We start from the raw sequence: 23,214 nt of genomic DNA, 5'->3' as shown, positions 1-23,214 counted from the left end.
ACTTTGCCAGGCCTGGCTTGTTCAAACGTTCGTCCCCAGAACGTGGTAGAGCACCTTGCGGAGCTCCTTGAGCTGATAGGGCTTCTGGAGGAAGGCAGCGAGGCCTTTGAACTGGAAGGCCTCTGAAAAATCATGCTCGTCGTACCCGCTGCTCAGGATCACGGGAATCTCCGGGTGGGACTCCTGCATCGCCAGGAAGGTCGTCGCGCCGTCCAGGCGCGGCATCGTCAGGTCCATGAGCACAACTTTGAGCCTTCCAGCTTCGGCGTTGAATATTTCCAGGGCTTCGATTCCGTCCGCGGCGGTGAGCACCTGGAACCCGAACAATTTCAGGGCGGAGCCCATGGCGTTCAGGACGGCCTCCTCGTCGTCCACCAGCAGCACGGTGCCCGTGAACTGGCCCTGGTAGTCCGAGTCGAGTTTCGTCCTCGGAGCCGCGGCGCCGGTGCACGCCGGGAAGAAGAGCTGGAAGCTGGAGCCCTTGCCGCGTTCGCTGCGGATCAAGATGCCGCCCTGGTGGCCTCGGATGATCCCCAGCATCGCCGAGAGGCCCAACCCGCGGCCGGCGACTTTCGTCGTGAAGAAGGGGTCGAAGATCTTGGCCTGGATTTCCAGGTCCATGCCGCATCCGTTGTCGGCTACCTCGAGGACCACATAGGCTCCGGGCGCGAGGTTCTGGTTGGGCAGCTCCGTGGCGATGGCATGGGCATCGAGGTCCATCCGCCGCGTGCTGATGCTGATGGTCCCCTCGGCATCCCCCATGGCGTCCGAGGCATTGGTCACCAGGTTCATCACCACCTGCTGGATCTGCGACACATCCGCCTGGAAGGCCGGAAGTTCCGGAGCCAGGTCCAGTTGGAGGCTGACCTTCTTGGTGATGGACACCTGGAGGAGGTGCAGCATTTCCTGCACCACGGTGTTCAGGTCATGGGGCATCACCACGAATCGCCCCTTGCCGGAGTAGGCGAGCATCTGTTTCGTGAGATCCGAGGCCTTCATCACCGTCTTTTCGATGGTGGCCAGATAGGGCAGCGCCGGGGAATCCTCCGCGAGGTTCATCTCCGCCAGATTCAGGTTTCCCAGCATGGCGGTGAGCAGATTGTTGAAGTCGTGGGCGATGCCGCCGGCCAGGATGCCCAGGCTTTCCAGCTTCTGCGCATGGAGCAGCTGGCGGTCCAGGGCGATCCGCGCCACCTCCGCTTGATGGAGGTCCGTCCGGTCCACCACGTAGCCATGGATCGCCACGAGGCGGCCGTCCGCGTCCCGCTCGGGAACGCTGTGGTCCGAAAGCCAGCGCACGTCGCCCTGCTTCGTGACCACGCGGTAGGAATGCTGCCAGTGGGGCGCGCCATCTTGCAGGTACTGCGCCACCTCCTGCCCCACCCTCGCCAGGTCATCCGGGTGGACCAGGGCGGCATAGCGGAAATCGGGCGCGGTCATTTCACCGGCCGTGTAGCCGAGCAGTTCGGCCACGTTCTGGCTCACATAGGACACGGGCCAACCGTCGCTGGACTGCCACTGGAAGACCACCACGGGTCCGGCCAGGAACAGGTCCCGTTCCCGCTGGAGTTCCGCTTCGATCTGCTTTTCCCGCGTCACCACCCGGGCGCTGCCGACGGTGCCGAGCAGTTGGCCCTGCTCGTTCAGGAAGGGGGCCTTGTAGACATCGAGGTAGAGGAACTCGCCCCGCACATTGCCATATTCATCCGAGCGCTGGGGCTTCATAGACGCGAGCACGGCCGCATCGGAGTCCTGGCACAGCTTTCCGAAGGTGAACCAGTCCTCGCGGTCGGGATGCGCGTCGCATTCCCGCTTGGCGAAAAACTGGTCCGGCTTGCCCAGGGGCTCGCTCGTGTCGCGCGCGCCCAGCAGGATGTCGCAGGTGGCCTTGTTCACGAACAGGATGCGTCCTTCGTTGTCCTTGGCCCAGATCAGGTCCGGAACGTTGTCGCACATCATCCGCAGCAGATTGGCCGTGCCCCGGTGCCGCTCCGTGACCTGGCGCAGGGTCTGGTCCGCCAGCTTGCGTTCGGTGATGTCCATGGCGAACGCGATGACCACGTCCTGCCCGAAGTAGACGCCCGGATAGAGTTTCACATCCTTCGGAAAGACCCCGCCATTGGCGCGGCGGCCCCAGAATTCGAACTGCTGCGGCTCGCCCTCGAAGGCCCGCTGGAGTTGTCCCATCACCCGCGGAAGGTCGTTCATGCCCGGAGCTGCGAGCAGGTCCGGCGTCAGGCCGATGAGCCGGTCCCGGGGCAGGCCGTACATGGCGGCGGCGCCCTCATTCACATCCAAAATCTTTCCGCTCCGGTCCTGGACGTAGATGGCCTCGGCCACGGCATTGAAAATGCCACGGTAGGTGGTTTCGCTTTCCCGCAGGGCGCGGTTGAGCCGGCGGAGCTCCTCTTCCGCGTTTTTCTGCTCGGTGATATCCCGGGTGACCGTGATGGCGCATGGGGTGCCGCCCACATCGACGATCCGGCCGGACATCAGGCCGACGATCACCCGGCCATCCTTCATGCGCAGCCGGGCCTCGAAATCCGTGAACCCGCCCTTTTCCATCAGGAGTCCGCCGAGGGCGTCGTGGGCCTCGGGATCCGCCCAAAGGCCGAGCTCCAACACGGTTTTGCCTAGGGTTTCATCCAGGGAAAAGCCCGTGATCTGGAGGAATCCATCGTTGACATCCAGGATTTTCATGTCCTCCAGGCGGGTCAGGTTCACCGCATGGGGCGCCAGCCTGAAAACGGTCTCGTATTTATCCACGAGCGCCTGCGCGGCCCGGGCCAAGCCAGGATCCATTTCTCCAGCCTCGGAGGGATCGGGGGGCGGGATCGCATCCACAGGGGGCATGGGCATCCTCTTCCGGCGAAAGAGCCATCAAGTGTAGCGTTCGGATCAAACATCCATTCGTTCAATATCCATGGAAAGCACCTGGATGCCTAATGATTGAAAATATAAGGAATAGGACAGATGATCTATTTCCTTGTATGGTTGTCCAGCCATAAAAGCATTCTTGTTCCGCGCCACCCGGTTGCCCATGCACCAACCCCCCGAAAGCGATCCGCGGGGAACGCCACCAATGGAAGTTGGTGGCGCAGGGAGCGGACAACCAGCTCCATCCCAGGTAGACGCAGAGGCCACAGCGGCCAGCGCCGGAAAGGACCTGGAAAGCCAGCGCCAGCTCCTGTCCCAGGTGCGGGGCCTCTCCTTCGACAGCCAATGCCTGATCCTGGAGGCCCTGCCCAGCGCGGTCCTGGTGGTGACCCGGGATGCCTCCATCGCCTATTGCAACCAGCGGGCTGCCAAGGTCCTGGAACGCGACAAGATCGAAGTCATCGGGATGCCGCTCACCCTGCTGTTCCCCCCCTTCCCCGGCGGATGGCCGCCCGAGGGGGACAAGGAGGGGAAACAGGTCTTGATGGTGCGGAATCCGTCGGGCGAAGTGAAGCACATCGGATTCAACCTGGCGAAGGTGAGTGAGGACATCTTCTGTGTCATTTTCCGGGATATCACCACGATCGAGGTAATGCGTCAGGAGCGGGACCGGCTGCTGCAACTGGCGGCGGTGGGAGACATCCTTCCGACCATGCTCCACGAGCTCAAGAACCCTCTGGCGTCCATCAACATGATGATCGAGCTGCTGGCGGAGGAGAGCAGCGGGCCGCTCCAGGAGCAGTTGCACGCAGTGCTCATGGAAGTCCGGCGCCTGGGACTCACCCTGGATGGCGTGGGGCGCTTCCAGGCTGACCTGTGGGCGGGGCGGCCAAGCGCCATTGATCATGCCGTGCAGGACGCGTGTTCGATCCTGGAGCCCCAGGCGCGAAAAAAAGGCGTCGAGCTCCGCTGCGAGGCGGCGGTGCTGCCGCTGTTGCCGATCTCAACCTCCGCCATCCGGGCGATCGTGTTCAACCTCGTCATGAATTCGATCCATGCCTGCGGCCCCCACGGAGTCATCACCCTGACCCTCTCGCTTCCGCCCGGATCAAATGTGCTCCAGCTCACAGTCTTTGATACGGGCACGGGCATGTCGGAGGAGGTACTATCCCGGTGCCGCGAGCTCTTCTTCTCCACCAAACCCCAGGGCTCGGGCATAGGGCTGGCGCTCTGCAACAGGCTCGTGGAATCAACCGGAGGAAAACTCGAAATAACTTCCATGAAAGGGCGGGGAACCAGTGTTCAGATCGAGATCCCGATTCGAGAACTGAAGAAAAACACTTAGCGCAGCAGGAGGCACCATGTCGCGCACCGACACCCTGAACCAGATCCTCCGGACGCTCCAGGCGGAGACGCCCGACATCGAAGCGAGCGCGCTCGTCTCTGAAGATGGACTGATGATCGCCAGCGCCCTGCCCCAGCACATTGATGAGATGCGGGTGGCGGGCATGAGTTCCACCCTGCTTTCGCTCGGCACGCGGGTGTCGGCTGAATTGGCGCGCGGGAGCCTGGAGCAGGTGCTGATCCGCGGCGAAAATGGCTACGCGATCATGGTGGCCGCGGCGCAGGGCACCATGCTGATCGTGCTCACGACCCGCGAGGCGAAGCTGGGGCTGATCTTCCTCGATATGTCGAATGCCGTGAAAAACATCAAAAAGGCCCTTTGACCCGGCCCCAGGCTACGCACCTCAGGCGCAAGGAGGAAAAATGCCATCAACCATCCTTTTCAAGAACGACTCCCATAAAAATGTGTTGCTGGAGGATTTCTCCACTGGCGATCTGGCTGTGCAGGCCAACCAGCACGTGATCATCCATGGCAGGGGCGCGATGATCCTCGACCCGGGCGGCCACAAGGTCTTCAGCAAAGCGTTGACGGCCATGATGTCCGAGCTGGGAAGCGCCAAGCTCACGACGGTCTTCCTGTCGCACCAGGATCCCGACATCGTCGCGGCGGTGAACGGCTGGCTGATGACCACCGACGCCATCGCCTACGCCTCCAACCTCTGGCTTCGGTTCATTCCGCATTTCGGGCTCGATCAGCTGGTGGCCCATCGGCTGCTCGGCATTCCCGACCAGGGAATGATCCTGGACCTCGACGGGCTCAAGCTCCCGGTGCTGCCCGCCCATTTCCTCCATTCGCCCGGCAACTTCCAGGTCTACGATCCGGTATCGCGGGTGCTGTACTCAGGCGACCTGGGGGCCTCCGTCGGGCAGGGCTATATCGAAGTCCCGGACTTCGATGCGCACCTGAAATACATGGAGGGGTTCCACAAGCGCTACATGTCCGGCGGCCGCGCGCTTAAAAACTGGGCGAACATGGTCCGGCAGCTCGACATCGACATCATCGCCCCGCAACACGGCGCTATTTTCCGCGGCAAGGAAATGGCCACCCGGTTCATCGACTGGTGCAGCCAGCTCGACGCGGGCATGGACCTCCTCGATGGCATCTACCGGGTGCCGACCGCCTAACGCCGCAAATCAGCCCGATAGGAGCCAACATGTCAAGAACCGACGACTTGAACCAGATCCTCCGGACGCTCCAGGCGGAGACGCCCGATATCGAAGCCAGCGCGCTCGTCTCGGAAGACGGATTGATGATTGCCAGCGTCCTGCCCCAGCATGTCGACGAGATGCGGGTGGCAGGCATGAGTTCGACCCTTCTCTCGCTCGGCACCCGCGTATCCGCCGAATTGGCCCGCGGCGGCCTGGAGCAGGTCCTGATCCGCGGCGAAAATGGCTACGCGATCATGGTGGCCGCGGCGCAGGGCACCATGCTGATCGTGCTCACGACCCGCGAGGCGAAGCTGGGCCTCATCTTCCTCGACATGTCGAACGCGGTGAAAAACATCAAGAAGACCCTCTAACCACGCAGGAGCCTGTGCAAGGGCAAGGAGGAAGGTCATGGCATCCACCATCCTTTTCGAGAGCGGCTCCCACAAGAACGTGCTGCTGGAAGACTTCCTGCAAGGCGAGGCCGCGGTGCAGGCCAACCAGCACCTGATTATCCATGGCAAGGGCGCCATGATCCTCGATCCTGGCGGGCACAAAGTCTACAGCAAGGCTTTGGCAGCGACGATGGCCGAGATCGGCGGCGCCAAGCTCACCCACCTGTTCCTCTCCCACGAGGATCCCGACATCGTCGCGGCGGTGAACGGGTGGCTGATGACCACCGACGCGGTGGCCTATTCATCGGATCTGTGGCTGCGCTTCATCCCTCACTTCGGTCTCGACCGGCTGGTGGTCGACCGGCTGAAAGGCATTCCGGACCGAGGCATGTTCCTGGACCTGGACGGATTGAAGCTGATGGTGCTGCCGGCCCATTTCCTCCACTCGTCCGGCAACCACCAGATCTACGATCCAGAGTCCCGGATCCTTTACTCGGGCGACCTGGGCGCCTCGGTCGGACACAGCTATATCGAGGTGCCTGATTTCGACGCGCACATCAAGCACATGAAGGGCTTCCACACGCGCTACATGTCGGCCGGACGGGCGGCGAGGAATTGGGCGAGGATGGTCCGGCAGCTCGACATCGACATCATCGCCCCGCAGCACGGCGCTTTTTTCCGCGGCCGGGAGATGGTCGCGCGCTTCATCGACTGGTGCGACCAGCTCGAAGCGGGCGTGGACCTCCTCGACGACGTCTACCAGCTGCCGACCGCCTGATGACTCAGAATCTTGGAGCCGTGTTCCGGGTGCTCGTCATCGAAGACGAGGAGCCGCTGCGCGCTTCGGTCATCCGGGGCATCTCCAAACTGACGGGAGTCGAGGTGGCCGGCGCCGGCACCTTGCGGGAGGCACTGGATGAAATCGACCGGACGCTGCCGGACTTCATTCTCTCGGACATCGACCTGCCCGACCGTTCGGGCCTGGAGTTGGTGGGCGAATTGGGATTGCGCTCCCAACGGATTCCCATCGCCTTCGTTTCCGGCTACGTCCGCGCCTACCGGTCCCAGATCCCGCAGCGTTCTGATATCGACGTGCTGGAGAAACCGGTCGGCATCGAGGATCTACGCAATCTAGTTCGCCAGCGGATCACGGCCAAGCACCCCGTGGGCGGCCCCTTCTCCCTTGCGGACTACCTCCAGCTCGCCTGCATGGGACGGCATTCGCTGACGCTTGAGCTGCGGTCCGTCAGCGCCACGGGCCGGCTCCTGGTCAAGAATGGGAGTCCATGGAGCGCGGCGGACGAGGAGGGCAAAGGACTCGCGGCCTTCCGCAGGCTGCTGCGCGTGCCGGATGCCATCATCACCTGCACGTCCGTGGTGGACGAGGAGATACCGAGGGATATCGATGGCAACCTGGAGCAACTGCTGCTCGAGACGGCCCTCGACATGGATAACGGCCTGGATGCGGTCTCCGAGCCTCCCCGCCTTCCCGGCAGCGCGCCCGGTCCGGAACCCCCGCCCGCAGCTCCCGCCGAAGACGAATTCTCCACATTGTGGGACGACGGCGTCCGCGCACTGCTCGCGAAGGATTACGATGGCGCCTGGAACAAGTTCACCGCTTGCCGCGAGCTGCGACCGGACGACAAATCGGTGAACGCCAATCTCAAGCTGCTCGAACAGATCCGCGCCCGGCTCAAAACCGGGAGCATGTGAGGCCTTATGGGAAACATCATCTCAATCGTCAGCCAGAAGGGTGGCGCGGGCAAGACGACCCTGGCCCTCAACCTCGCCACGGCGCTCGCGGAACAGCATAAATCCGTCCTGCTGGTGGACCTGGATCCCCAGGGCGGCATCGGCCTCTCCCTGGCGAGGGGGGAGACCGCGTTCGAAGGCCTCACCGAGGTGCTAAGCGGGAAGCTCCAGCCCACCGAAGCGGTCATGCGCACAAAGCTGGAGTGCCTGTCGCTGCTCCCCAGGGGCAGGCTCGACCCGGTGGACGCAGCCTATTTCGAGGAGTCCATCCACCGCCCGGGGTGGCTGGAGTCCATCCTCCGGCCGCTCGCCGAGCACTACGAAGTGGTGGTCATCGACACCCCATCAGGCCTTGGCCTGCCTGCGCGCGCGGCCCTGTCGGTCTCGGATTTCGCCTTGGTTCCGGCCCAGGCCGAGCCCCTCGCGCTCCGTTCGATCAACCAGGTGCTCCGCGTCATCGAGCATGTGGGCGCGCATGAGAATCCGCGCCTGAAATTCATGGGCATCGTCATCTCGCAGCTGGACCTGCGGAAGGATTCCTCGCGCAGCGTGGCCGAAGAGCTGTGGGGCGGCTTCTCCGGCGTCCTCGAATCGATGATTCCGCGCACGGACATCATCCAGACCGCCAGCCAGCGGGGATTGCCATTGTCGTTCCTGGGCGGCCCGCAATCGCCCGAAGCGCGCCGCTTCGACATGCTCGCGATCGAGGTGCTGAGCCTCATCGCCCAACTCAAGGGAGGTTCCGATGGGCAATCCCAGCAAGCCGACCGCCAATTGCTCTGATGACCTCGCCGAGGCCTGCGGCCTGAGCTTCAGGCTCACGGGCGGGAAGCGGCCCTCGGGCAGTCCGCAGCCGGTGGAACCTTACCGGTACACGCGCCTCCCACAGCCTTCCACGCCGGTTGCCGCGGCACCGCCCAGCCCGCCGGAGCCATCGAGGAGGATCAATCCCATGCCGGTTGCCGGCTTCGGCGCCGTGGCCTGGAACGACTTCCTGGCGGAATGCGCGCGGGAGTCCCACGCGGAGATGGCCCTTCTGATGGACCCGAGCGGCCTGATCGTGGGGGGGCGCGGCGCGCTGCCGCAGGACGAAATGCAGGGCGTGGGCGCAAGGCTCATGATGGCCTTCGAACAGGCCGACTCTATGGACGACAAGGGATCCAGCCCGGCGTTGGCGTTGGATCTGTCCGGGGGCGTGATGTACGGCTTCCGCCTGGCGGCGAGCGACGGCGGCCGTTTCACCCTGGGGATTTTCGTCTCCGGGCCGCCCGTCCAGGACACCCAGCGCAAATTGAGCTTGGTCCTGGAGCGGTTCTGCGCATCAGGGTCCGTGGGGATGCCTACAGAGCAGTGAAATTACCTCACACCTTGCTGCGGCCACCTAAACCCTGACGGCAAATGTTCCAGGAGGGGGGATGGCAGGCCGTCCCCCCTCCTGGAGCCACACGAGCCGGCCGGATCAGAACGGAATGTCGTCGTCGTAGCCGTTTGAAGGCGCCGGCGCCATGTCGTCGAAGTCCTGGCCGCCGCCCGGATGGGCGCCTGCATTCGAGGCGCCGGAGCCGGCCCGGCTGTAGCCGCCTTCGCGCTGGCCGCCGCCTTCATCCATGCGGCCCAGCATCACGAAATGGTCGCACCGGATTTCGGTCATGTACTTCTTCACACCGGCCTGGTCCGTGTACTCGCGGTACTGGATGCGGCCCTCCACCAGGATCTGCTTGCCCTTGCGCAGGAATTTCTCGGCGACCTCGGCCTGCTTGCCCCAGACCACGATATTGTGCCATTCGGTCTTGCTCTGTTTTTCACCCTGGGGGTTCTTCCAGGTCTCCGTGGTGGCCACGGAAAACCTGGCCACCGGCTGCCCTGAAGGTGTCACCTTGAGTTCGGGGTCCTTCCCGAGGTTCCCGATCAACATCACTTTGTTCAAAGATCCAGACATGCGTCCTCCTCGGCAGAGCTCTCCGCCGTGCAAACCCGATTCTCAGGAAATCTGAGGGGGTGTAGGGTGCTAATGATCCTCTTAGGAGTAAATGTGTCAAGCATCCTCATAACCTGCCGAAACAAGCAGCTGGGAACGCGGAATTATGTCCCGGCCATCCACGTGGCCGGATGGCATAAGCCCATCCACCTGGTTTCGCCCACCGACCCGGCCCCCAGCCTCGACGGCGTGGCCGGCCTGCTGCTTTCGGGCGGCGGCGACGTGAATCCGAAATATTGGGGCGAGGACCTGCACCCCAAGGCCCAATTGGATGATGAGCGCGATGAAATGGAACTCGCGCTCATCAAGGCCGCCTGGGAAAAGGGCATCCCCATCCTTGGCATCTGCCGGGGCGAGCAGATCCTCAATGTGGCGCTGGGGGGCTCCATGATCCAGGACATCCCGGACCACTTCGGCTGCGAGCCGTCCCTGCACCAGCATGGTTCCGCGGATGTCCCCGAGGTGCGCCATACCGTGTCCGTCACCCACAATTCAAGGCTGTTCCAGCTGCTCGGAGCCGCGTCGGTGCCCGTGAACAGCCGGCACCATCAGGCGGTCAAGGACCTGGCACCGGATCTCCGGGCCGTGGCTTTCCATCCGGAAACCTTGAAGGACGGCAAGCCGCTGGTGGAGGGCATCGAGGCCAAGGACATGGACCGCTGGGTGGTCGGGGTCCAATGGCATCCCGAGAACCTGATGGAATTGGGCAGCAAGGCTGGTTCCTCCGCCCGGGGGCTCTTCCATGGCTTCGTGGCCGCGGTGCAGGACTACTCCTACATGATGGCGAGCAAGTGATCGGCCTTCCGGAGCAGCCATGAACGATACCGTCCTGTTCGAGATCCGAGACCGCATCGGCATCCTCACGCTCAACCGCCCGGACCGGCTGAACGCGCTCATTCCCGAGATGGCCGAAGGCTTCATGGAGGGATTGGCGAGGTCCGCGGAGCCCGGCGTGAAGGCGCTTCTGCTGCGGGGGAACGGCCGGGGTTTCTGCGCGGGCGGCGACATCGGCTGGATGTTGAAGGGCCTGCAGGAGGGCCGCATCGAAGAGATGAAGGCCCTGCTCACCCTGGGGGCGAAAGTCTCCCACGGCCTCAAGACCTTGCCCAAGCCCGTGGTCGCGGTGGTCCAGGGCCCGGCCGCCGGCGCGGGCATGAGCCTGGCGCTCGGCGCCGACATCCGCATCGCCACGCCGGACGCGGCCTTCAGCATGGCTTTCGTGAAGATCGGCCTGCATCCCGATTGGGGCGGGAGCGTCATGCTCAACATGCTGGTGAACCCCGCCATCGCCCTGGAATTGATGCTCACGGGCGAAGGCATCGATGCGAAGCGGGCCTATGATCTTGGCCTGGTGAACCAGATCGTGGATGCCGAAGTCCTCGAAGACGTCCTCCGGTTCATGTGCGTCCGCCTGGCCCACGGCCCCAGCGAGGCGTTCGCCCGCATCAAGCAGAGCTCGCTCCGCAATGCAGGCCACACCCCTGAAAGCCTTCTGGCGCTGCTGGAGGAAGAAGGCCGCCAGATGGCCGCCACCATGCAGAGCCCGGACGCCCGGGAAGGCTTGACGGCTTTCGTGGAAAAGCGGATGCCGAAGTTCGCATGAGCAGCCCCTTCCGCATGTCCAAGGCGCGGGTGGAAACCCTGGTGGATGGCGTTTTCGCCATCGCCATGACGCTGCTCATCCTGGAAGTGAAGGTCCCGGAGCTCGCGAATCCGAAGTCTGCGGCGGAGTTGCTGGGATCCCTGCACCACGCGCTGCCTACGGCCATCGCCTACTTCCTCAGCTTCTTCATGCTCGGGCTGTTCTGGGTCTGGCATCACCGGTTGGCGGAAAAAGTCACAGCCTTCAATCTGCCCTTGCTCGTGATCACCTTCGCCTTCCTGGCGCTGGTGAGTTCGTTCCCCTTCGCCGCGGCCCTCTTCGGCCGCTATCTGGGCAATTTCGGCACGTTGGTGGTCTACATGCCCGTGGTGGGGCTCATCCTTGTTTGCCAGGTGATGTTCCTCGTCATTGCCCGAAAAAGTGGTCTGATCCGAGAAGATTGGGACCCCAAAGAAATCCGCATGGCCCACAAACGTAATCTGCTGGGGCTTGCCATCTTCATCGTAGGCGCCATCCCGGCCGCCCTGCCCTTCGGCCTGGTTTCAACCATCGTGGTGGCCGCTATCGCCGCGATTGTCTTTACGCTGTTCAAACGGGCCTGAGGCGCCAAGATGGCACCCGCCCGGCGGCGGAGGCCCAACCCCCCCCCCCCCCCCCCCCCCCCCCCCCCCCCCCCCCCCCCCCCCCCCCCCCCCCCCCCCCCCCCCCCCCCCCCCCCCCCCCCCCCCCCCCCCCCCCCCCCCCCCCCCCCCCCCCCCCCCCCCCCCCCCCCCCCCCCCCCCCCCCCCCCCCCCCCCCCCCCCCCCCCCCCCCCCCCCCCCCCCCCCCCCCCCCCCCCCCCCCCCCCCCCCCCCCCCCCCCCCCCCCCCCCCGCCCCCCCCCCCCCCCCCAACCTCCCCCCCCCCCCCCCCCCCCAAAAACCCCCCCCCCCCCCCCCCCCCCCCCCCCACACCCCCCCCCCCCCCCCCCGACGGCCCGCCCACCCTCTGGCCCTGGCGAGGGCGACCCCCCCCCCCCCCCCCCCCCCCCCCCCCCCCCCCCCCCCCCCCCCCCCCCCCCCCCCCACCCCTCCCCCCCCCCCCCCCCCCCCCGGCGCCCCCCCCCCCCCCCCCCCCCCCCCCCCCCGGAACCCCCCCCCCGCCGAAGAAGGGGGGCCCCCCCGAGCCCCGAAAAATTCCCCCCCCCCGGGGGGCCCCCCCAAACCCCCCCAGGCTCCTTTCACCCCAGATCCTTGCCGCAGTATCTGCAGACCTTCGCCGCTGCTTTGATCGTCTCCGCGCAAAAGGGGCAGGCCTTGGTGGGGCCATCGTCAGTGCCGCTGTCCGGACCTCCGGATGGCTGGCTGCTCTGGGCGGCTTCGATCAGCTCCTTGATGCGCTTGGCGTCGGATTTGTAGTGTCCATGGCTCGCGATGGGATCGCTGCCGCCGGTGCTTTCGATCAGGATGTCGCTCCACATCAATCCTGTTTCGATGCGCACCGAGGCCACCCTCTGAAGGTGGATGCTCATCTCGTTCACGGTGAACCAGCGGCGCAATCGCCTGACCACCGCGGTATCCGTGATCTCGATGACGGTGGGGAACAGGAAATTCCCTTTCGTGAAACGGCTGGCTTTGAAAGCTTCGACTGCCATGGTGTGCCTCCTTTTGAATTCAAACCGTGGGGGTGGATCGGCCTTTGCCGAATTCCTCGATGCGCGCCTGCAGGGCGCGGATACCCGGATCCTTCGCCTGGACCAGCGACATTTTTTTCGCGTCCGCGCGCAGCCGCTCGAAGGCGGTTCCGTCCCACCCCCTGCGGGCCTTCAATTGTTCCAGCCGGCAGGCCAGAAGCCCCTTCCGAGGCCAAAACTGATCCGGTTTTTCGCGGTGCCCCTGCTCGAAATAGCGCCGCGCGGAGGCCAAATCCGGAGAAGGGTCGAGCTTTTGCTTGAGCTTCCAGCGGGCCCGGAGCAGCGAGGCCTGCCCGAGATTCGGCAGCGCATAGACGAGAGCCGATTTATTCTTCTGGGCGGCGCGGGCCAGTTCCTCCGCCCGGTCCAATTCGAGGCTGGGATCCCGGCCCTGGTCCACCATGTATTCCGCGTGGAGGACCACGATGTCGGCGAGATTCGTCTGCGCGAAGAAATAGTCCGGCGTCAGGCGCTGCGATTTCTCGAAGAGGCCCGAAGCCGCCTGCAGGGTGGAACCGGGGTCCTCCCCCCGCAGCACCTGGGCCTGGGCCCTCACGCCCAGGGCCCAGATATGGTCCGAGAAGGCCTGCCCTGAAGGTTTCAGGCGGACGCTTTCCTCGAATTGCCGTTCCGCCGCGTCCACCGCGGCATCCGGGGATTCCCCGTTGCGCAGCTCGAAAAAGGCTTGGGTGGTGTAGCAGTTGCCCATGCGCTGATGGAGCGTCGCCGCCTGCTCCGGATGCTGCAGGGCGCGCTGGAGGGCCTCCACCGCCTTGCTCAGCGATGGACGGGGATCCTGGCCCGCGAGTTCCAGCAGTTGCGCCTGGCGCCACCAGAGGTAGGCCAGGGTGCTGAGCACCTCGTTGGACTTCGGATTCAAAGCCAGGGCCTGGTTGGCGGCCCGGATTCCAGACCCGGAAAAGGGGAGAGAATCCTGTTTCCAGCCTTCCATCTGGCCGGCCCAGAACAGGTAGATGGAAGCCTGGCTTCCAAGCGCCTTCCAGCTTCGGGGACGGATGCGCAAAGCCTCGTCGCAGCCTGCCTTGGCCCATTCCAGGTCGCCGGGCTTCGCGCTGGAGGAGCTCATGAGCAGGTGGATGGCCTCCGCCCGGCGCCGGGCCTCCATCTCGTAGACGGCGGGAGCGCTGCGGCCGATCTCCTTGGCCTTGGCGATGTCGGTTTCGGCCATGGCCATCAGCCGCATCGCTTCCTGGAAATTCCGCGCGGCGATGGGCGCCGCGGCCTGGGTGAACCGGACCTCTGCGTCGAAAAGATGGGACTGGTAGAGCCATGGATAGGCTTCCCTGGCCTTTTTGGAAAGATCGAGCGCCTCGAGATAGCGCCCTTCGGTGAGCGCCAGTTCAGCGGCGGCCAGGGCCGGAAGGCCCCGCTCGCCCGTGTTGGCGCGCCGGAGCAGATCGAGGGCCGGCAGCCGCAGGCTGTCTTCCAGTTCCCTGCGCCGGTCCTCCCGGTCAGGGCCGGTGACGGAGGCCAGAGAGGCCTGGTAGAGCCCTGTCTTGGCGAGACCCAGGGATTCAGCCACCTCCAGCGTCCGGTAGCCGGAATCCCAGGCGCGGCTCAGTTCGCTGTGGGCGTCTTCCAGGTCGCCCAGGGCCAGATGCGCCCGGCCCAGGGCCAACCGGCCCGGACCTTCGGCGTCCCGGCCCTGGCCATTGATCTCCACTTCCAGGCGGTCCAACTCACGGCGCACTTCATCTTCCACGGCCTGCACGTTGTGCGCCGGCAAGGCATACACCTTGGAAAGCAACGATTCCAGACGCTCGGATTCCTGGGAAAAACGGGCCGCGGCCCGGGCCTGGGCCTTGCTCCGCACCACTGCCGCAATGCTGAATCCTCCCACGAGGATGAGCGTCGCGGCGGAAGTCCCCACCACGCTGGAAAGAAGGCGATGGCGCTTCACCCACTTCTTCATCCGTCCCGTGCGCGAGAGCGGCCGGGCGAAGATGGGCTCGCCGTTCAAGTAATGGTACAGATCGTCGCCCATGGCCTTCGCGGAGTCATAGCGGTCCGCCGGATTCTTCTCCAGCGCCTTGAGGATGATGATTTCCAGATCCAGCGGCAGGTCCGGAACCAGCGTGCGGGGCCTTGGCGGCTCGGTCTCCGTGGCCTTGCGCAGGATGTCCAAGGGCTGGTCGCCTTCGAAGGGCGCCCGGCCGCAGATGAATTCGAAGCAGGTCACGCCCAGGGCGTAGACATCCGAGCGGCGGTCCAAGGGTTGTCCGCGCGCCTGTTCCGGACTCATGTATTGCGGGGTTCCGACGGTCTGTCCCGCCTGGGTCAGGGCGGTGCCCTCGGGCATCCAGGCCAGGCCGAAATCCAGCACCAGCGGCTGCCACTCCCCGTCGGGCGTTTTTTCAACCATCACATTGCCGGGCTTCAGGTCCCGGTGGATGATGCCGAGCCGATGGGCCGCGTGGACGCCCTCGCAGACCTGCGCCATGAGCCGCACCTTCTCCTCCAGCCGAAGCTTGCCGGTGGCTTCCTTGAGCGTGGTGCCGTTGACGTACTGCATGGCGATGAAAGGCAAGCCTTCCGCCTCGCCCATGGCGAAGACCTTGGCCACGTAGGGGTGCTCCACCCGGGCCTGGGCCCTGGCCTCGTTGAAAAAACGTTCGAGGTTATGCCCCCCGGTGCGCTGGAGGATCTTCAGCGCCACCGGCCGCGAGAGCACGGGATCCATGGCCTTGTAGACCCTCCCCATGCCGCCCTCGCCGAGGACGTTCAGCAGGCGGTAGGGGCCCCAAGGCTCCCCCTCGGGGATCCCCGACAGTTTGGCCCAAAGCCGGTGTTCCCCGGATTGGCTCGGTGAATTTCCCAGGGCTGTGGCGGTGGGGGAGATGGAGTCATGGCGCGGCAGCTCGTCGTGGGTCATGTCCTGCCAGACGCGCAATTCCCGGCGGGCATCCTCCTCCAAGGTCTTGATCTGCGCTGCATCCAGCCGCTTTTCGTTCACCAGCCGTGCCAGGGCCTCATCCGGGTTCCATTCCAGCTCCTGGCAGAGCACCTCGTCGCCCTCGCCCAGGCGCAGCCAGCCCCGCCGGAAGGCAAGGTAGAGTATGCGGTCTTCGAGCAGATGTCTGATCATGTCGGTGAAGAACCAGCCTATCGGAATTGGCCGGGGACATGAGGCTCGAGCTTCCAGCTCCAGGCGCTCGGGCTAGATCCCCTCCCCGGAAACCTCCTTCAAAACATCCAGCCAGGTCCTGAGCACGAAAGCCGTGGCCCCCCAAAGGGGAGCCTGGGGCAATTCCAGCCGGGGAATTTCCAGGGCGAGGCCTTGGCGGTCCAGTATCTCCGTGGACCAGGGCGCATCCAGCAAGGAGCGCAATGGCAGCAGCAGCGCGTCGAAAATCTCGCTGCCCAGCTGCCAGGATGGCCTGGGCGCTTCCCAACGGAAGAGGACCGGCGTGAAGCGGGTGTGCGCCTTGGCCACGCCATCCGGGAAGCAGCCCAGCTCCCAAAGGTCTTCCTGCACGCCCAGTTCCTCGGCCAGCTCCCGGCGTGCCGTCCACCTCAAATCCCTGTCCTCGGACTCCGCCATGCCCCCGGGAAAAGCGATCTCGCCGGGATGTTGCGGCGCGCTGAACCCTCTCTGGACCAGCAGGATCTTCCGGGCGCCAGCCTCATCCCCCCAGAGCACCACCGCCACCGCCGCCCGACGGGGGCCTTCGGGAATCCGGAAACTGATCTTGTGCGGATCCGGCCAGGATTGCGGCAGCACCAGGCTCCGCTCGATGGTCCGCCAGGGTATCGCCGGCGCGTCCTGCGGCGGCGTCCACACCCGGCTCGGAACCCCGGCTTCAGACGACCTTTCCAAACACGCTCCCTCGCACGCGCTCGGCGGTATAGACGCCCCGGACCCGGCGCAGCACGGATAGGAGCTCCACCAGATGCACCCGGTCCTTCACCCGCAGCGCGATATGGAACAGGCCGCCGCCCAGCTCCGTGGTGTTGCCCTGGAACTTCTGGATGTTGATGTTCAAGCGCTGGATGGCCTCGCTGATGGCGAGCACCATGCCCGGCCGGTCCTCGGTGGTGAGCGCGATTTCCGTATCGAATTCCGAATTCCCCTGCTTGCCCCAGCCCACGTTCACCCGGCGCGCGGTGTGCAGGGTCGAGGCGTTGAACTGCGGGCAATTGACATGGTGGATGGCCACGCCCCGCCCCCGGGTCACGTAGCCCAGTACCTCATCGCCCCAGATGGGCTTGCAGCATTGGGCCAGGTGGTAGAGCACGCCCGCGGTGTCGTCCACCAAGATTTCTTCCACCCCCGCTTTGGGCGGCTTGGGCGCGCGCACCCGCTGCGGCGCGGGCAGGAGCGGCTCCAACAGGCGATGGGACGTGAGCCGGCCGAAACCCACCAGCGCATAAAATGCATCCCAATTCGGCTGTTTCAGTTCCTCCAGCCGCTTTTCCAGAACGGCCTTCACATCGGGGTGGTCCAGATGGATGCCCGCCGCATGGGCATCGCGCTCCAGCCGGTCCTTCCCCATCTGGACCGCGTGGTTCCGTTCCTCTTCGCGGATGAAGCCCTGGATGCGGCTCTTGGCGCTGGGGCTTTTGACGATGGCGAGCCAGTCCCTCGAGGGCCTGTGGTCCGGGCGGGTCAGGATCTCCACCCGGTCGCCGTTCAACAGGATGTGCTTCAGCGGCACCATCCGCCCGTTCACCTTGGCGCCGACGCAATGGTGGCCGACCTGGGTGTGGATGGCATACGCGAAATCGATGGGAGTCACGCCCTCCGGCAGGCTCTTCACGTCCCCTTTCGGGGTGAACACCTGGATGCGCCGGAAGCTCAGCTCGCCCTTCAGGCTGGCCACCAGCTCCCGGCTGTCGCTGGAGTCCTGGTGCAACTGCACCATGCGGCGCAGGAAGGCGACCTGGTTGATCTCCATGCGGTTGGCGATGCGGCCTTCCTTGTAGGTCCAATGGGAGGCGATGCCCGATTCGGCGTGGACATGCATTTCCGGCGTGCGGATCTGCACCTCGAAGGCATCGCCCGAGGGCATCACCACCGAGGTGTGGATGCTCTGGTACCCGTTGTCCTTCGGCAGGCTGATGTAGTCCTTGAAGCGCCCGGGGATCGGCTTGTACAGCGCGTGGACGAGCCCCATGGCGGTGTAGCAGGAGGCGCGGTCAGGGCAAATGATGCGGTAGGCCAGCCAATCGTGGATCTCCTCCAGGCCCTTCTCCTGGGCGCCCATCTTCTTCCAGACCCCGAAGAGATGTTTGGACCGGCCGTAGACCGTGGCCGCGATGCCCTGTTCCTTCAGCGCGGATTCGAGGGTGTTCTGGATTTCCGTGGTGAGCGCGGCGCTCTTGAGCCGCTTGGATTCGATCGCCGCGTTCAATTCCGCGTGGCGCTCGGGCTCCAGGTTGGCGAAAGCGAGATCCTCCAGCTGGCTGCGCACGTTCCACATGCCGAGCCGGTTCGCCAGCGGCGCATAGAGTTCCAGGGTCTCCCGGGCGATGCGGCGGCGCTTCTCCTCCCTCATCACACCCAGGGTCTGCATATTATGCAGGCGGTCCGCCAGCTTGACCAGCAGGACGCGGACGTCCTTGCCCATGGCCACGAGCAATTTGCGGACGTTCTCGGCGTTCAGCAGGTGCCGGTCCGTGAAGTCCAGCTTGCTCATCTTGGTGAGGCCATCGACGATTTCGGCGACTTCCTCCCCGAACTGCGCCTTGACCTGGTTCAGGGTCATCAGCGTGTCTTCCACGGTGTCGTGGAGCATTCCGCAGGCCACGCTCACGGCGTCCAGGCGCCATTCCGCCAGGCTCAGGGAGACCGCCAGCGGATGGAAGAAGTAAGGCTCGCCGCTCTTGCGCACCTGGGTCCGATGGCTCTCCCGCCCCACCTTGAAGGCCTTGTCCAGCAGGGCCATGTCGCCATCCGGGTGGTGCGTCCGGAAGGCCTCCTTCACCTTTGCGTAGGCCCCTTCCAGTGTCAGGCAGGAATCGGGTCCGCAGGCGATGCTCAGGTTGTTCAGCTCATTCGTGTCGTTGAGCTCATCCGCAGCCGTTCCCTCCCCCTCCCGGAGGGCAAGATCCTGAGGAACCGCGCCGTCGGCCATGCCCCAGTTTCAGTTAGTCCGTCCCGAAACGCCAGCGGCTAGGGCGTAGATCTCCAGATCTTGCAGGGAATAGACCATCGCCGATCCGGATCCCGCTGCCACTGATCTGGCGCGGGCTCCGCCCGGTTTCATTTGGCGGTGGGAGCGAGATTCCGGTGCCTGACGCGGCATGGCTGGGGCCGGCCCTTTTCCCTGCACGCGCATGCGCGTTCCGGGGGGCCTACCGCCCCGCCATTGCCGATTCGAATCCCGCTCCCACCGATTTGGAGCGGGCTCCGCCCGATTAATTTTGGCGGTGGGAGCGAGATTCCGGTACCCGACGCGGCATGGCTGGGGCCGCGATCACGTTTTTGACAGGACATCTAGTCCTGTCAAAACCTATCGCTACCGCCCCGCCATTGCCGATTCGAATCCCGCTCCCACCGATTTGGAGCGGGCTCCGCCCGATTAAATTTGGCGGTGGGAGCGAGATTCGAACTCGCGGACGGTTGCCCGTCGTCGGTTTTCAAGACCGGTGCCTTAAACCGCTCGGCCATCCCACCCTTCCTCCATCATGCAGGCCCGCCCCCCCACCACGCAAGAATCCTTGCCGAGCCAAGCCTCCAAAGGTAAGGTTGAAGGTCCAGGAGAGTTGCCAGAGTGGCCGAATGGGTTCGCCTGCTAAGCGAAAGTCTCGGGTAAACCGGGACCGGGGGTTCGAATCCCCCACTCTCCGCCAAAAAAGCCGCCGAAAGGCGGCTTTTTTGGCGGAGAGTGGGGGATTCGAACGGCAATGGCGCGGGGGTAGGGCAAGGTCGAGACGCGAGAGCGTCGAGACCGGTCCGCCGCAGGCGGATGCCCGCCCGCAGCCAGTGCCGCGGAACGGAGCGCGTAGCGCGGAGTGAATCCCCACCGATCGGGTGGGTCGACATCGCCCTCGTGTCCACCGCGGCTTTTTTGGCGGAGAGTGGGGGATTCGAACGGCAATGGCGCGGGGAATAGGGCAAGGCGGAGGACGCGAGAGCGTTCGCAGCCGGTCCGCCGAAGGCGGATGCCCGCCCGCAGCCAGTGCCGCGGAACGGAGCGCGTAGCGCGGAGTGAATCCCCACCGATCGGGTGGGTCGACATCGCCCTCGTGTCCACCGCGGCTTTTTTGGCGGAGAGTGGGGGATTCGAACGGCAATGGCGCGGGGGTAGGGCAAGGTCGAGACGCGAGAGCGTCGAGACCGGTCCGCCGCAGGCGGATGCCCGCCCGCAGCCAGTGCCGCGGAACGGAGCGCGCAAGCGCGGAGTGAATCCCCACGGATCGGGCGGGCCGACATCATCCTCGTGTCCACCGCGGCTTTTTTTGCGCAGCGCAGGACCGTCCTGATCAGGCCACCACCACTGGTTCCGCCTTCAGGGCCCGGTTCCTTTGCCGGCTGCGTTCAGCCTTCATGAGCATCAGAAGGGAACGCACCAGGTGGAGAGCCTGTTCTTCCAGCTTCCCGCACTCCGCTTCGGGCAGCATCCCGACCCGGCGCGCCAGGGTGAGCAGGTAGTGGCATTGGGCGGCGGCCGAGGCGGACTCCTCCAGCTCCGACAGGAAGGCTTCCGCGGCTGGCTTGGCGCACCCGGCGCGGATATGCAGGAGCGCGGCGAGGGAGGCTCCCCGCAACTGGGCGCCGAAGATCAGCCGCTCCAGTTCAGGAAGGGAAGTGGTGGCGCGGTGGATGTCCAGAGCCAGCGCATCCGCCAGGGCATGGACTTTAAGGCTTTCAGGTTCACGGATCATGTCTACTCCCGGTCCCAGCCCTCGGCGGCGCGGAAGCTGTGGAAGCTCTCGCACCCGAGGATCAGATGGTCTGCCAGCGCCACGCCCAGGCTTTCGCCCGCGGTCCTCAACCGGCGCGTCAATTGGATGTCCTCGCGGCTGGGTGAGGGATCGCCGCTGGGATGGTTGTGGAATGCAAGCGCGGAGGTGGCGCCGAAACGCAGAGCTTCGCGGAAGAACTCCCGGGGACTGATGAGGGTCGCGGTGCTGGTGCCCTGGCTGAGGATGCGCTCGGCGAGCAGGTCGCCTTTCGCGTTCAAGGCCAGCAGGCCGAACCGTTCTTCCGCGTAGCCCTGGCAGCGGGGCATCAAATAGGCCCCGGCGGCCTTGGGCGAATTGATCCGGGGGCGCACCGTGGCGCGTTGTGAGCGGCGGCAGAGTTCCTGGGCGGCCCAGAGCTGGCAGGCTTTGGCCGGACCGACTCCTTGCTGGGAAATCCAATCCTGGAGCCCTTGCTGGAGCAAGCCCGAGAGTCCGCCCGTGCGGGTGAGCAGTTCCTGGGCCAGCTCCACCGCATTTTTTCCCTTCTGGCCCGTGCCCCACAAAAGAGCCAGGACTTCGGCCTCGCTCAGGCCTTCGCCGTGGCCTGCCAGGAGGCGTTCACGGGGTCTTTGATCGGCGGAAAGATCCACGATGCGCATCAGGCCCGCCCCCAGGTCCGTTTGGCAGCGCGCCAGCGGAGCAGTTGGCGCTCCCCATGGCCGGCCATGCGCAGGCAGAGCACGTCCTTGCCATCGGTGAGGAACCAGACCGTGGCCGTGGCCGTGTGGCGCGGCGTCACGGTGATCCGCCCATGGGCTTCGCCGGACTTATCGGCCAGCACCGGCTTGGCCATGCCCGGGGGCAGCGGCACGCTCGCGGGCTTGCCCCAGCGCACGTTCCTGGGCAGGGCCACGGGCAGCACATCCGATGAAGCGGACTTGGCGCCCAGGGCCACCTGCACATTCCGCCCTTGAGCCCTGGCCTGGTGGAAAGCCTGGTACAAGGCCCCGTCCAGATCCTGCTGGACCGAGGCCAGACCGGCGCTCGACAGGGACAGCGCCGATGCGCCGAAGCCGCCCAGGATGCCGACGATGCCGAAGCACATGCAGACTTCAGTGAGAGAGAAACCCCTTGAGCAGCGGCGGGAAGCCGGAGCCGGAAGAACGGGACACGGAACCTCGCCGATGCTCTTGGTCATGGCCGCACCTACTTCTGCGCCGAGGCGGAGTTGGGGCGGGAAGCCTTGGCGGGGGCAGCCGCCTTGGCCGGGGTTGGAGCCGCTTCCAGCGCATTGGCACCGCCGGCGCCCACGTTGAGGTAGGGCTTGAGCTTGACGAAGGACTTCTCGCCGATGCCCTTCACATTCATCAGTTCCTCGGAGCGGCGGAACCCGCCGTGCTCTTTGCGGAATTTGACGATGAGTTCGGCGGTCTTCGCGCCGACCTTGGGCAGCTGCATCAGCTCCGTGACCGTCGCGCTGTTGAGGTTGATGGGGTGCTGAGGAGCCGACGTCTTGGCCTTGGCCGTTCGGACCCCGGCAGCCGCCAAGGGAAGGGCCATCGCAACGACGAGGGCGCGGGTGAGGGTGGAGAGTGTGATGTTCATGAATGCCTCCTTTCAGGCAAACAAGTAACATCGAGATTTGTGCCATTTTATAAATATAATAAATACAATATTTAAAAATTAATAATATTAATATTTTGTAATTTATTAATTACACTATAATGATATTATTCGCCATGATTAATAATTATAATATTTAAATAGTGTATTAATAATTTTAATATATATTAAATTATTACAATTTCTTAAGTTCAACCTTCTTGAAAATCCCGGCTCAAGGCTTCGAAGCGATGACCAGGCAATTGCCGTCCAGCAGCCGGGAATCCGATGCACCGAGGGCGGGTTGTAAACCTGCAGCCGAAAGATCCGCCAGGATCTCGCGGATGCCACGCCAATGCAGGTCCGGCGCACGGTTCCATTTCAGCGACACAGCGAGCCGTTCCATCAGGCGGGTGAGCCATGCCCTGCCCTTGGCTTCGCGGTCCATGACCCTCATGAGCAGCATTCCGCCGGATTCCAGGTGATGCGCGATCCGATGGAGCAGCTCCTTCTGGATCTGTTCTGGAAAATAATGCAACACATCGACGAGCACCACGATATCCGACGGTGGCCATGGATCCTTGAGAATGTCGCCCTGGTGAACCAGGCAGGCTGATCCGGACAGGGCCAACCGTCGCGCGAAGGCCACTTTCCGGCCATCCCATTCGATGCCGTGCACCGCGTGGCCTTGCTTGCGCTCCTCGAGCACCAGCCCCAACAGGCCCATTCCAGCACCCAGATCCAGCACCCGTGCCCCAGGGGGGATCCGCTCGCACAATTGGGCGTAGATCCAGTCCCGCTCGACCTTCATCCTGGCGTAGCCGCCCATCCAGCGCGCTCCCCGGTGGGAAGTCCGCATGACACGCGCCTGGGCGGAGGCGATGGCCTCTGGGATGGACAGCGAAGGAGGGAGCATG

22 protein-coding genes and 2 tRNA genes are annotated in these 23,214 nt (G+C 64.8%); 12 read left to right on the top strand and 12 right to left on the bottom strand.

What is annotated here, in order from left to right; all coding sequences use genetic code 11:
• Positions 1-21: 21 nt before the first annotated feature.
• Positions 22-2,802 (bottom strand): PAS domain S-box protein, encoded by a 2,781-nt coding sequence (locus IPQ13_12570; protein ID MBL0211723.1) that lies wholly within the window; start codon positions 2,800-2,802, stop codon positions 22-24.
• A gap of 280 nt (positions 2,803-3,082) precedes the next feature.
• Here IPQ13_12570 and IPQ13_12565 point away from each other — a divergent pair, with 280 nt between their 5' ends.
• The 8 genes from IPQ13_12565 to IPQ13_12530 are packed head-to-tail and all read left to right on the top strand — an operon-like array spanning position 3,083 to position 8,928.
• Positions 3,083-4,222: a PAS domain-containing protein gene (locus IPQ13_12565; GenBank protein MBL0211722.1), complete on the top strand. Its 1,140-nt coding sequence runs from the start codon at positions 3,083-3,085 to the stop codon at positions 4,220-4,222.
• A 16-nt stretch (positions 4,223-4,238) separates the two neighbouring features.
• Complete coding sequence (locus tag IPQ13_12560; GenBank protein MBL0211721.1) at positions 4,239-4,604, top strand: roadblock/LC7 domain-containing protein; 366 nt, start codon at positions 4,239-4,241, stop codon at positions 4,602-4,604.
• 40 nt (positions 4,605-4,644) lie between these two features.
• On the top strand, positions 4,645-5,406 hold the full coding sequence (locus IPQ13_12555) for an FprA family A-type flavoprotein (GenBank protein MBL0211720.1): 762 nt from the start codon (positions 4,645-4,647) through the stop codon (positions 5,404-5,406).
• Positions 5,407-5,435: 29 nt separating this feature from the next.
• Entirely contained in the window at positions 5,436-5,801 is a 366-nt protein-coding gene (locus IPQ13_12550) for a roadblock/LC7 domain-containing protein (protein MBL0211719.1), read from the top strand.
• Positions 5,802-5,838: 37 nt separating this feature from the next.
• A complete protein-coding gene (locus tag IPQ13_12545; GenBank protein MBL0211718.1) occupies positions 5,839-6,600 on the top strand; it encodes an FprA family A-type flavoprotein in 762 nt (253 codons plus the stop codon).
• The gene (locus IPQ13_12540) at positions 6,600-7,535 is read left to right on the top strand and encodes a response regulator (GenBank protein ID MBL0211717.1); all 936 of its coding nucleotides are present in this window, start codon (positions 6,600-6,602) and stop codon (positions 7,533-7,535) included. The genes IPQ13_12545 and IPQ13_12540 overlap by 1 nt, the downstream gene beginning before the upstream one ends.
• A 6-nt stretch (positions 7,536-7,541) precedes the next feature.
• On the top strand, positions 7,542-8,357 hold the full coding sequence (locus tag IPQ13_12535) for a ParA family protein (GenBank protein MBL0211716.1): 816 nt from the start codon (positions 7,542-7,544) through the stop codon (positions 8,355-8,357).
• Positions 8,320-8,928: a hypothetical protein gene (locus IPQ13_12530; GenBank protein ID MBL0211715.1), complete on the top strand. Its 609-nt coding sequence runs from the start codon at positions 8,320-8,322 to the stop codon at positions 8,926-8,928. The genes IPQ13_12535 and IPQ13_12530 overlap by 38 nt, the downstream gene beginning before the upstream one ends.
• Before the next feature lie 105 nt (positions 8,929-9,033).
• Here IPQ13_12530 and IPQ13_12525 read toward each other — a convergent pair whose 3' ends face one another.
• A complete protein-coding gene (locus tag IPQ13_12525; GenBank protein MBL0211714.1) occupies positions 9,034-9,513 on the bottom strand; it encodes a single-stranded DNA-binding protein in 480 nt (159 codons plus the stop codon).
• A gap of 93 nt (positions 9,514-9,606) precedes the next feature.
• On the opposite strand from IPQ13_12525, the gene IPQ13_12520 reads away from it, so the two are divergent.
• The 3 genes from IPQ13_12520 to IPQ13_12510 are packed head-to-tail and all read left to right on the top strand — an operon-like array spanning position 9,607 to position 11,757.
• Positions 9,607-10,347 carry a gamma-glutamyl-gamma-aminobutyrate hydrolase family protein gene (locus IPQ13_12520; protein ID MBL0211713.1) on the top strand — a complete coding sequence of 247 codons (741 nt, stop codon included), beginning with the start codon at positions 9,607-9,609 and terminating at the stop codon, positions 10,345-10,347.
• A gap of 19 nt (positions 10,348-10,366) precedes the next feature.
• Positions 10,367-11,155 carry an enoyl-CoA hydratase/isomerase family protein gene (locus tag IPQ13_12515; GenBank protein ID MBL0211712.1) on the top strand — a complete coding sequence of 263 codons (789 nt, stop codon included), beginning with the start codon at positions 10,367-10,369 and terminating at the stop codon, positions 11,153-11,155.
• Positions 11,152-11,757 carry a DUF1211 domain-containing protein gene (locus IPQ13_12510; protein ID MBL0211711.1) on the top strand — a complete coding sequence of 202 codons (606 nt, stop codon included), beginning with the start codon at positions 11,152-11,154 and terminating at the stop codon, positions 11,755-11,757. The genes IPQ13_12515 and IPQ13_12510 overlap by 4 nt, the downstream gene beginning before the upstream one ends.
• Positions 11,758-12,373: 616 nt before the next feature.
• Here IPQ13_12510 and IPQ13_12505 read toward each other — a convergent pair.
• From IPQ13_12505 to IPQ13_12485, 5 genes are all read right to left on the bottom strand, one after another.
• Positions 12,374-12,787 (bottom strand): hypothetical protein, encoded by a 414-nt coding sequence (locus tag IPQ13_12505; protein MBL0211710.1) that lies wholly within the window; start codon positions 12,785-12,787, stop codon positions 12,374-12,376.
• Between the two features lie 19 nt (positions 12,788-12,806).
• Complete coding sequence (locus tag IPQ13_12500) at positions 12,807-15,932, bottom strand: protein kinase (GenBank protein ID MBL0211709.1); 3,126 nt, start codon at positions 15,930-15,932, stop codon at positions 12,807-12,809.
• Positions 15,933-16,004: 72 nt separating this feature from the next.
• The gene (locus IPQ13_12495) at positions 16,005-16,664 is read right to left on the bottom strand and encodes an NUDIX domain-containing protein (GenBank protein MBL0211708.1); all 660 of its coding nucleotides are present in this window, start codon (positions 16,662-16,664) and stop codon (positions 16,005-16,007) included.
• Positions 16,648-18,921 (bottom strand): bifunctional (p)ppGpp synthetase/guanosine-3',5'-bis(diphosphate) 3'-pyrophosphohydrolase, encoded by a 2,274-nt coding sequence (locus IPQ13_12490; protein MBL0211707.1) that lies wholly within the window; start codon positions 18,919-18,921, stop codon positions 16,648-16,650. Before IPQ13_12490 ends, IPQ13_12495 begins: the two co-directional genes overlap by 17 nt.
• A gap of 454 nt (positions 18,922-19,375) precedes the next feature.
• Positions 19,376-19,463: transfer RNA gene (locus IPQ13_12485), tRNA-Ser, on the bottom strand.
• Positions 19,464-19,546: 83 nt separating this feature from the next.
• On the opposite strand from IPQ13_12485, the gene IPQ13_12480 reads away from it, so the two are divergent.
• Positions 19,547-19,639, top strand: a tRNA-Ser gene (locus IPQ13_12480).
• A 633-nt stretch (positions 19,640-20,272) separates the two neighbouring features.
• On the opposite strand, the gene IPQ13_12475 is transcribed toward IPQ13_12480, so the two are convergent.
• The 5 genes from IPQ13_12475 to IPQ13_12455 all read right to left on the bottom strand — a co-directional run bounded on the left by IPQ13_12475 (position 20,273) and on the right by IPQ13_12455 (position 23,213).
• A complete protein-coding gene (locus IPQ13_12475) occupies positions 20,273-20,674 on the bottom strand; it encodes a four helix bundle protein (GenBank protein ID MBL0211706.1) in 402 nt (133 codons plus the stop codon).
• A gap of 2 nt (positions 20,675-20,676) precedes the next feature.
• Positions 20,677-21,354 (bottom strand): DNA repair protein RadC, encoded by a 678-nt coding sequence (radC, locus tag IPQ13_12470; GenBank protein ID MBL0211705.1) that lies wholly within the window; start codon positions 21,352-21,354, stop codon positions 20,677-20,679.
• Positions 21,354-21,893 carry a hypothetical protein gene (locus IPQ13_12465; GenBank protein ID MBL0211704.1) on the bottom strand — a complete coding sequence of 180 codons (540 nt, stop codon included), beginning with the start codon at positions 21,891-21,893 and terminating at the stop codon, positions 21,354-21,356. The genes radC and IPQ13_12465 overlap by 1 nt, the downstream gene beginning before the upstream one ends.
• Positions 21,894-21,901: 8 nt before the next feature.
• Positions 21,902-22,300: a helix-hairpin-helix domain-containing protein gene (locus IPQ13_12460; protein MBL0211703.1), complete on the bottom strand. Its 399-nt coding sequence runs from the start codon at positions 22,298-22,300 to the stop codon at positions 21,902-21,904.
• A 232-nt stretch (positions 22,301-22,532) separates the two neighbouring features.
• Positions 22,533-23,213 carry a class I SAM-dependent methyltransferase gene (locus tag IPQ13_12455; GenBank protein ID MBL0211702.1) on the bottom strand — a complete coding sequence of 227 codons (681 nt, stop codon included), beginning with the start codon at positions 23,211-23,213 and terminating at the stop codon, positions 22,533-22,535.
• Position 23,214: the final 1 nt, after the last annotated feature.

It is taken from the genome of Holophagaceae bacterium (assembly GCA_016720465.1).
Lineage (GTDB): Bacteria > Acidobacteriota > Holophagae > Holophagales > Holophagaceae > JANXPB01.
The sequence above is the reverse complement of the archived record's forward strand: the minus strand, read 5'-3'. Positions and strand labels throughout refer to the sequence as shown.

Coding starts and splice junctions, on each gene's coding strand:
- IPQ13_12460 (MBL0211703.1), bottom strand. CDS start 22,300: ATGAACATCACACTCTCCACCCTCACCCGCGCCCTCGTCGTTGCGATG.
- IPQ13_12570 (MBL0211723.1), bottom strand. CDS start 2,802: ATGGATCCTGGCTTGGCCCGGGCCGCGCAGGCGCTCGTGGATAAATAC.
- IPQ13_12540 (MBL0211717.1), top strand. CDS start 6,600: ATGACTCAGAATCTTGGAGCCGTGTTCCGGGTGCTCGTCATCGAAGAC.
- IPQ13_12555 (MBL0211720.1), top strand. CDS start 4,645: ATGCCATCAACCATCCTTTTCAAGAACGACTCCCATAAAAATGTGTTG.
- IPQ13_12565 (MBL0211722.1), top strand. CDS start 3,083: ATGGAAGTTGGTGGCGCAGGGAGCGGACAACCAGCTCCATCCCAGGTA.
- IPQ13_12545 (MBL0211718.1), top strand. CDS start 5,839: ATGGCATCCACCATCCTTTTCGAGAGCGGCTCCCACAAGAACGTGCTG.
- IPQ13_12505 (MBL0211710.1), bottom strand. CDS start 12,787: ATGGCAGTCGAAGCTTTCAAAGCCAGCCGTTTCACGAAAGGGAATTTC.
- IPQ13_12455 (MBL0211702.1), bottom strand. CDS start 23,213: ATGCTCCCTCCTTCGCTGTCCATCCCAGAGGCCATCGCCTCCGCCCAG.
- IPQ13_12465 (MBL0211704.1), bottom strand. CDS start 21,893: ATGACCAAGAGCATCGGCGAGGTTCCGTGTCCCGTTCTTCCGGCTCCG.
- radC (MBL0211705.1), bottom strand. CDS start 21,354: ATGCGCATCGTGGATCTTTCCGCCGATCAAAGACCCCGTGAACGCCTC.
- IPQ13_12475 (MBL0211706.1), bottom strand. CDS start 20,674: ATGATCCGTGAACCTGAAAGCCTTAAAGTCCATGCCCTGGCGGATGCG.
- IPQ13_12515 (MBL0211712.1), top strand. CDS start 10,367: ATGAACGATACCGTCCTGTTCGAGATCCGAGACCGCATCGGCATCCTC.
- IPQ13_12550 (MBL0211719.1), top strand. CDS start 5,436: ATGTCAAGAACCGACGACTTGAACCAGATCCTCCGGACGCTCCAGGCG.
- IPQ13_12535 (MBL0211716.1), top strand. CDS start 7,542: ATGGGAAACATCATCTCAATCGTCAGCCAGAAGGGTGGCGCGGGCAAG.
- IPQ13_12510 (MBL0211711.1), top strand. CDS start 11,152: ATGAGCAGCCCCTTCCGCATGTCCAAGGCGCGGGTGGAAACCCTGGTG.
- IPQ13_12525 (MBL0211714.1), bottom strand. CDS start 9,513: ATGTCTGGATCTTTGAACAAAGTGATGTTGATCGGGAACCTCGGGAAG.
- IPQ13_12560 (MBL0211721.1), top strand. CDS start 4,239: ATGTCGCGCACCGACACCCTGAACCAGATCCTCCGGACGCTCCAGGCG.
- IPQ13_12500 (MBL0211709.1), bottom strand. CDS start 15,932: ATGATCAGACATCTGCTCGAAGACCGCATACTCTACCTTGCCTTCCGG.
- IPQ13_12490 (MBL0211707.1), bottom strand. CDS start 18,921: ATGGCCGACGGCGCGGTTCCTCAGGATCTTGCCCTCCGGGAGGGGGAG.
- IPQ13_12530 (MBL0211715.1), top strand. CDS start 8,320: ATGGGCAATCCCAGCAAGCCGACCGCCAATTGCTCTGATGACCTCGCC.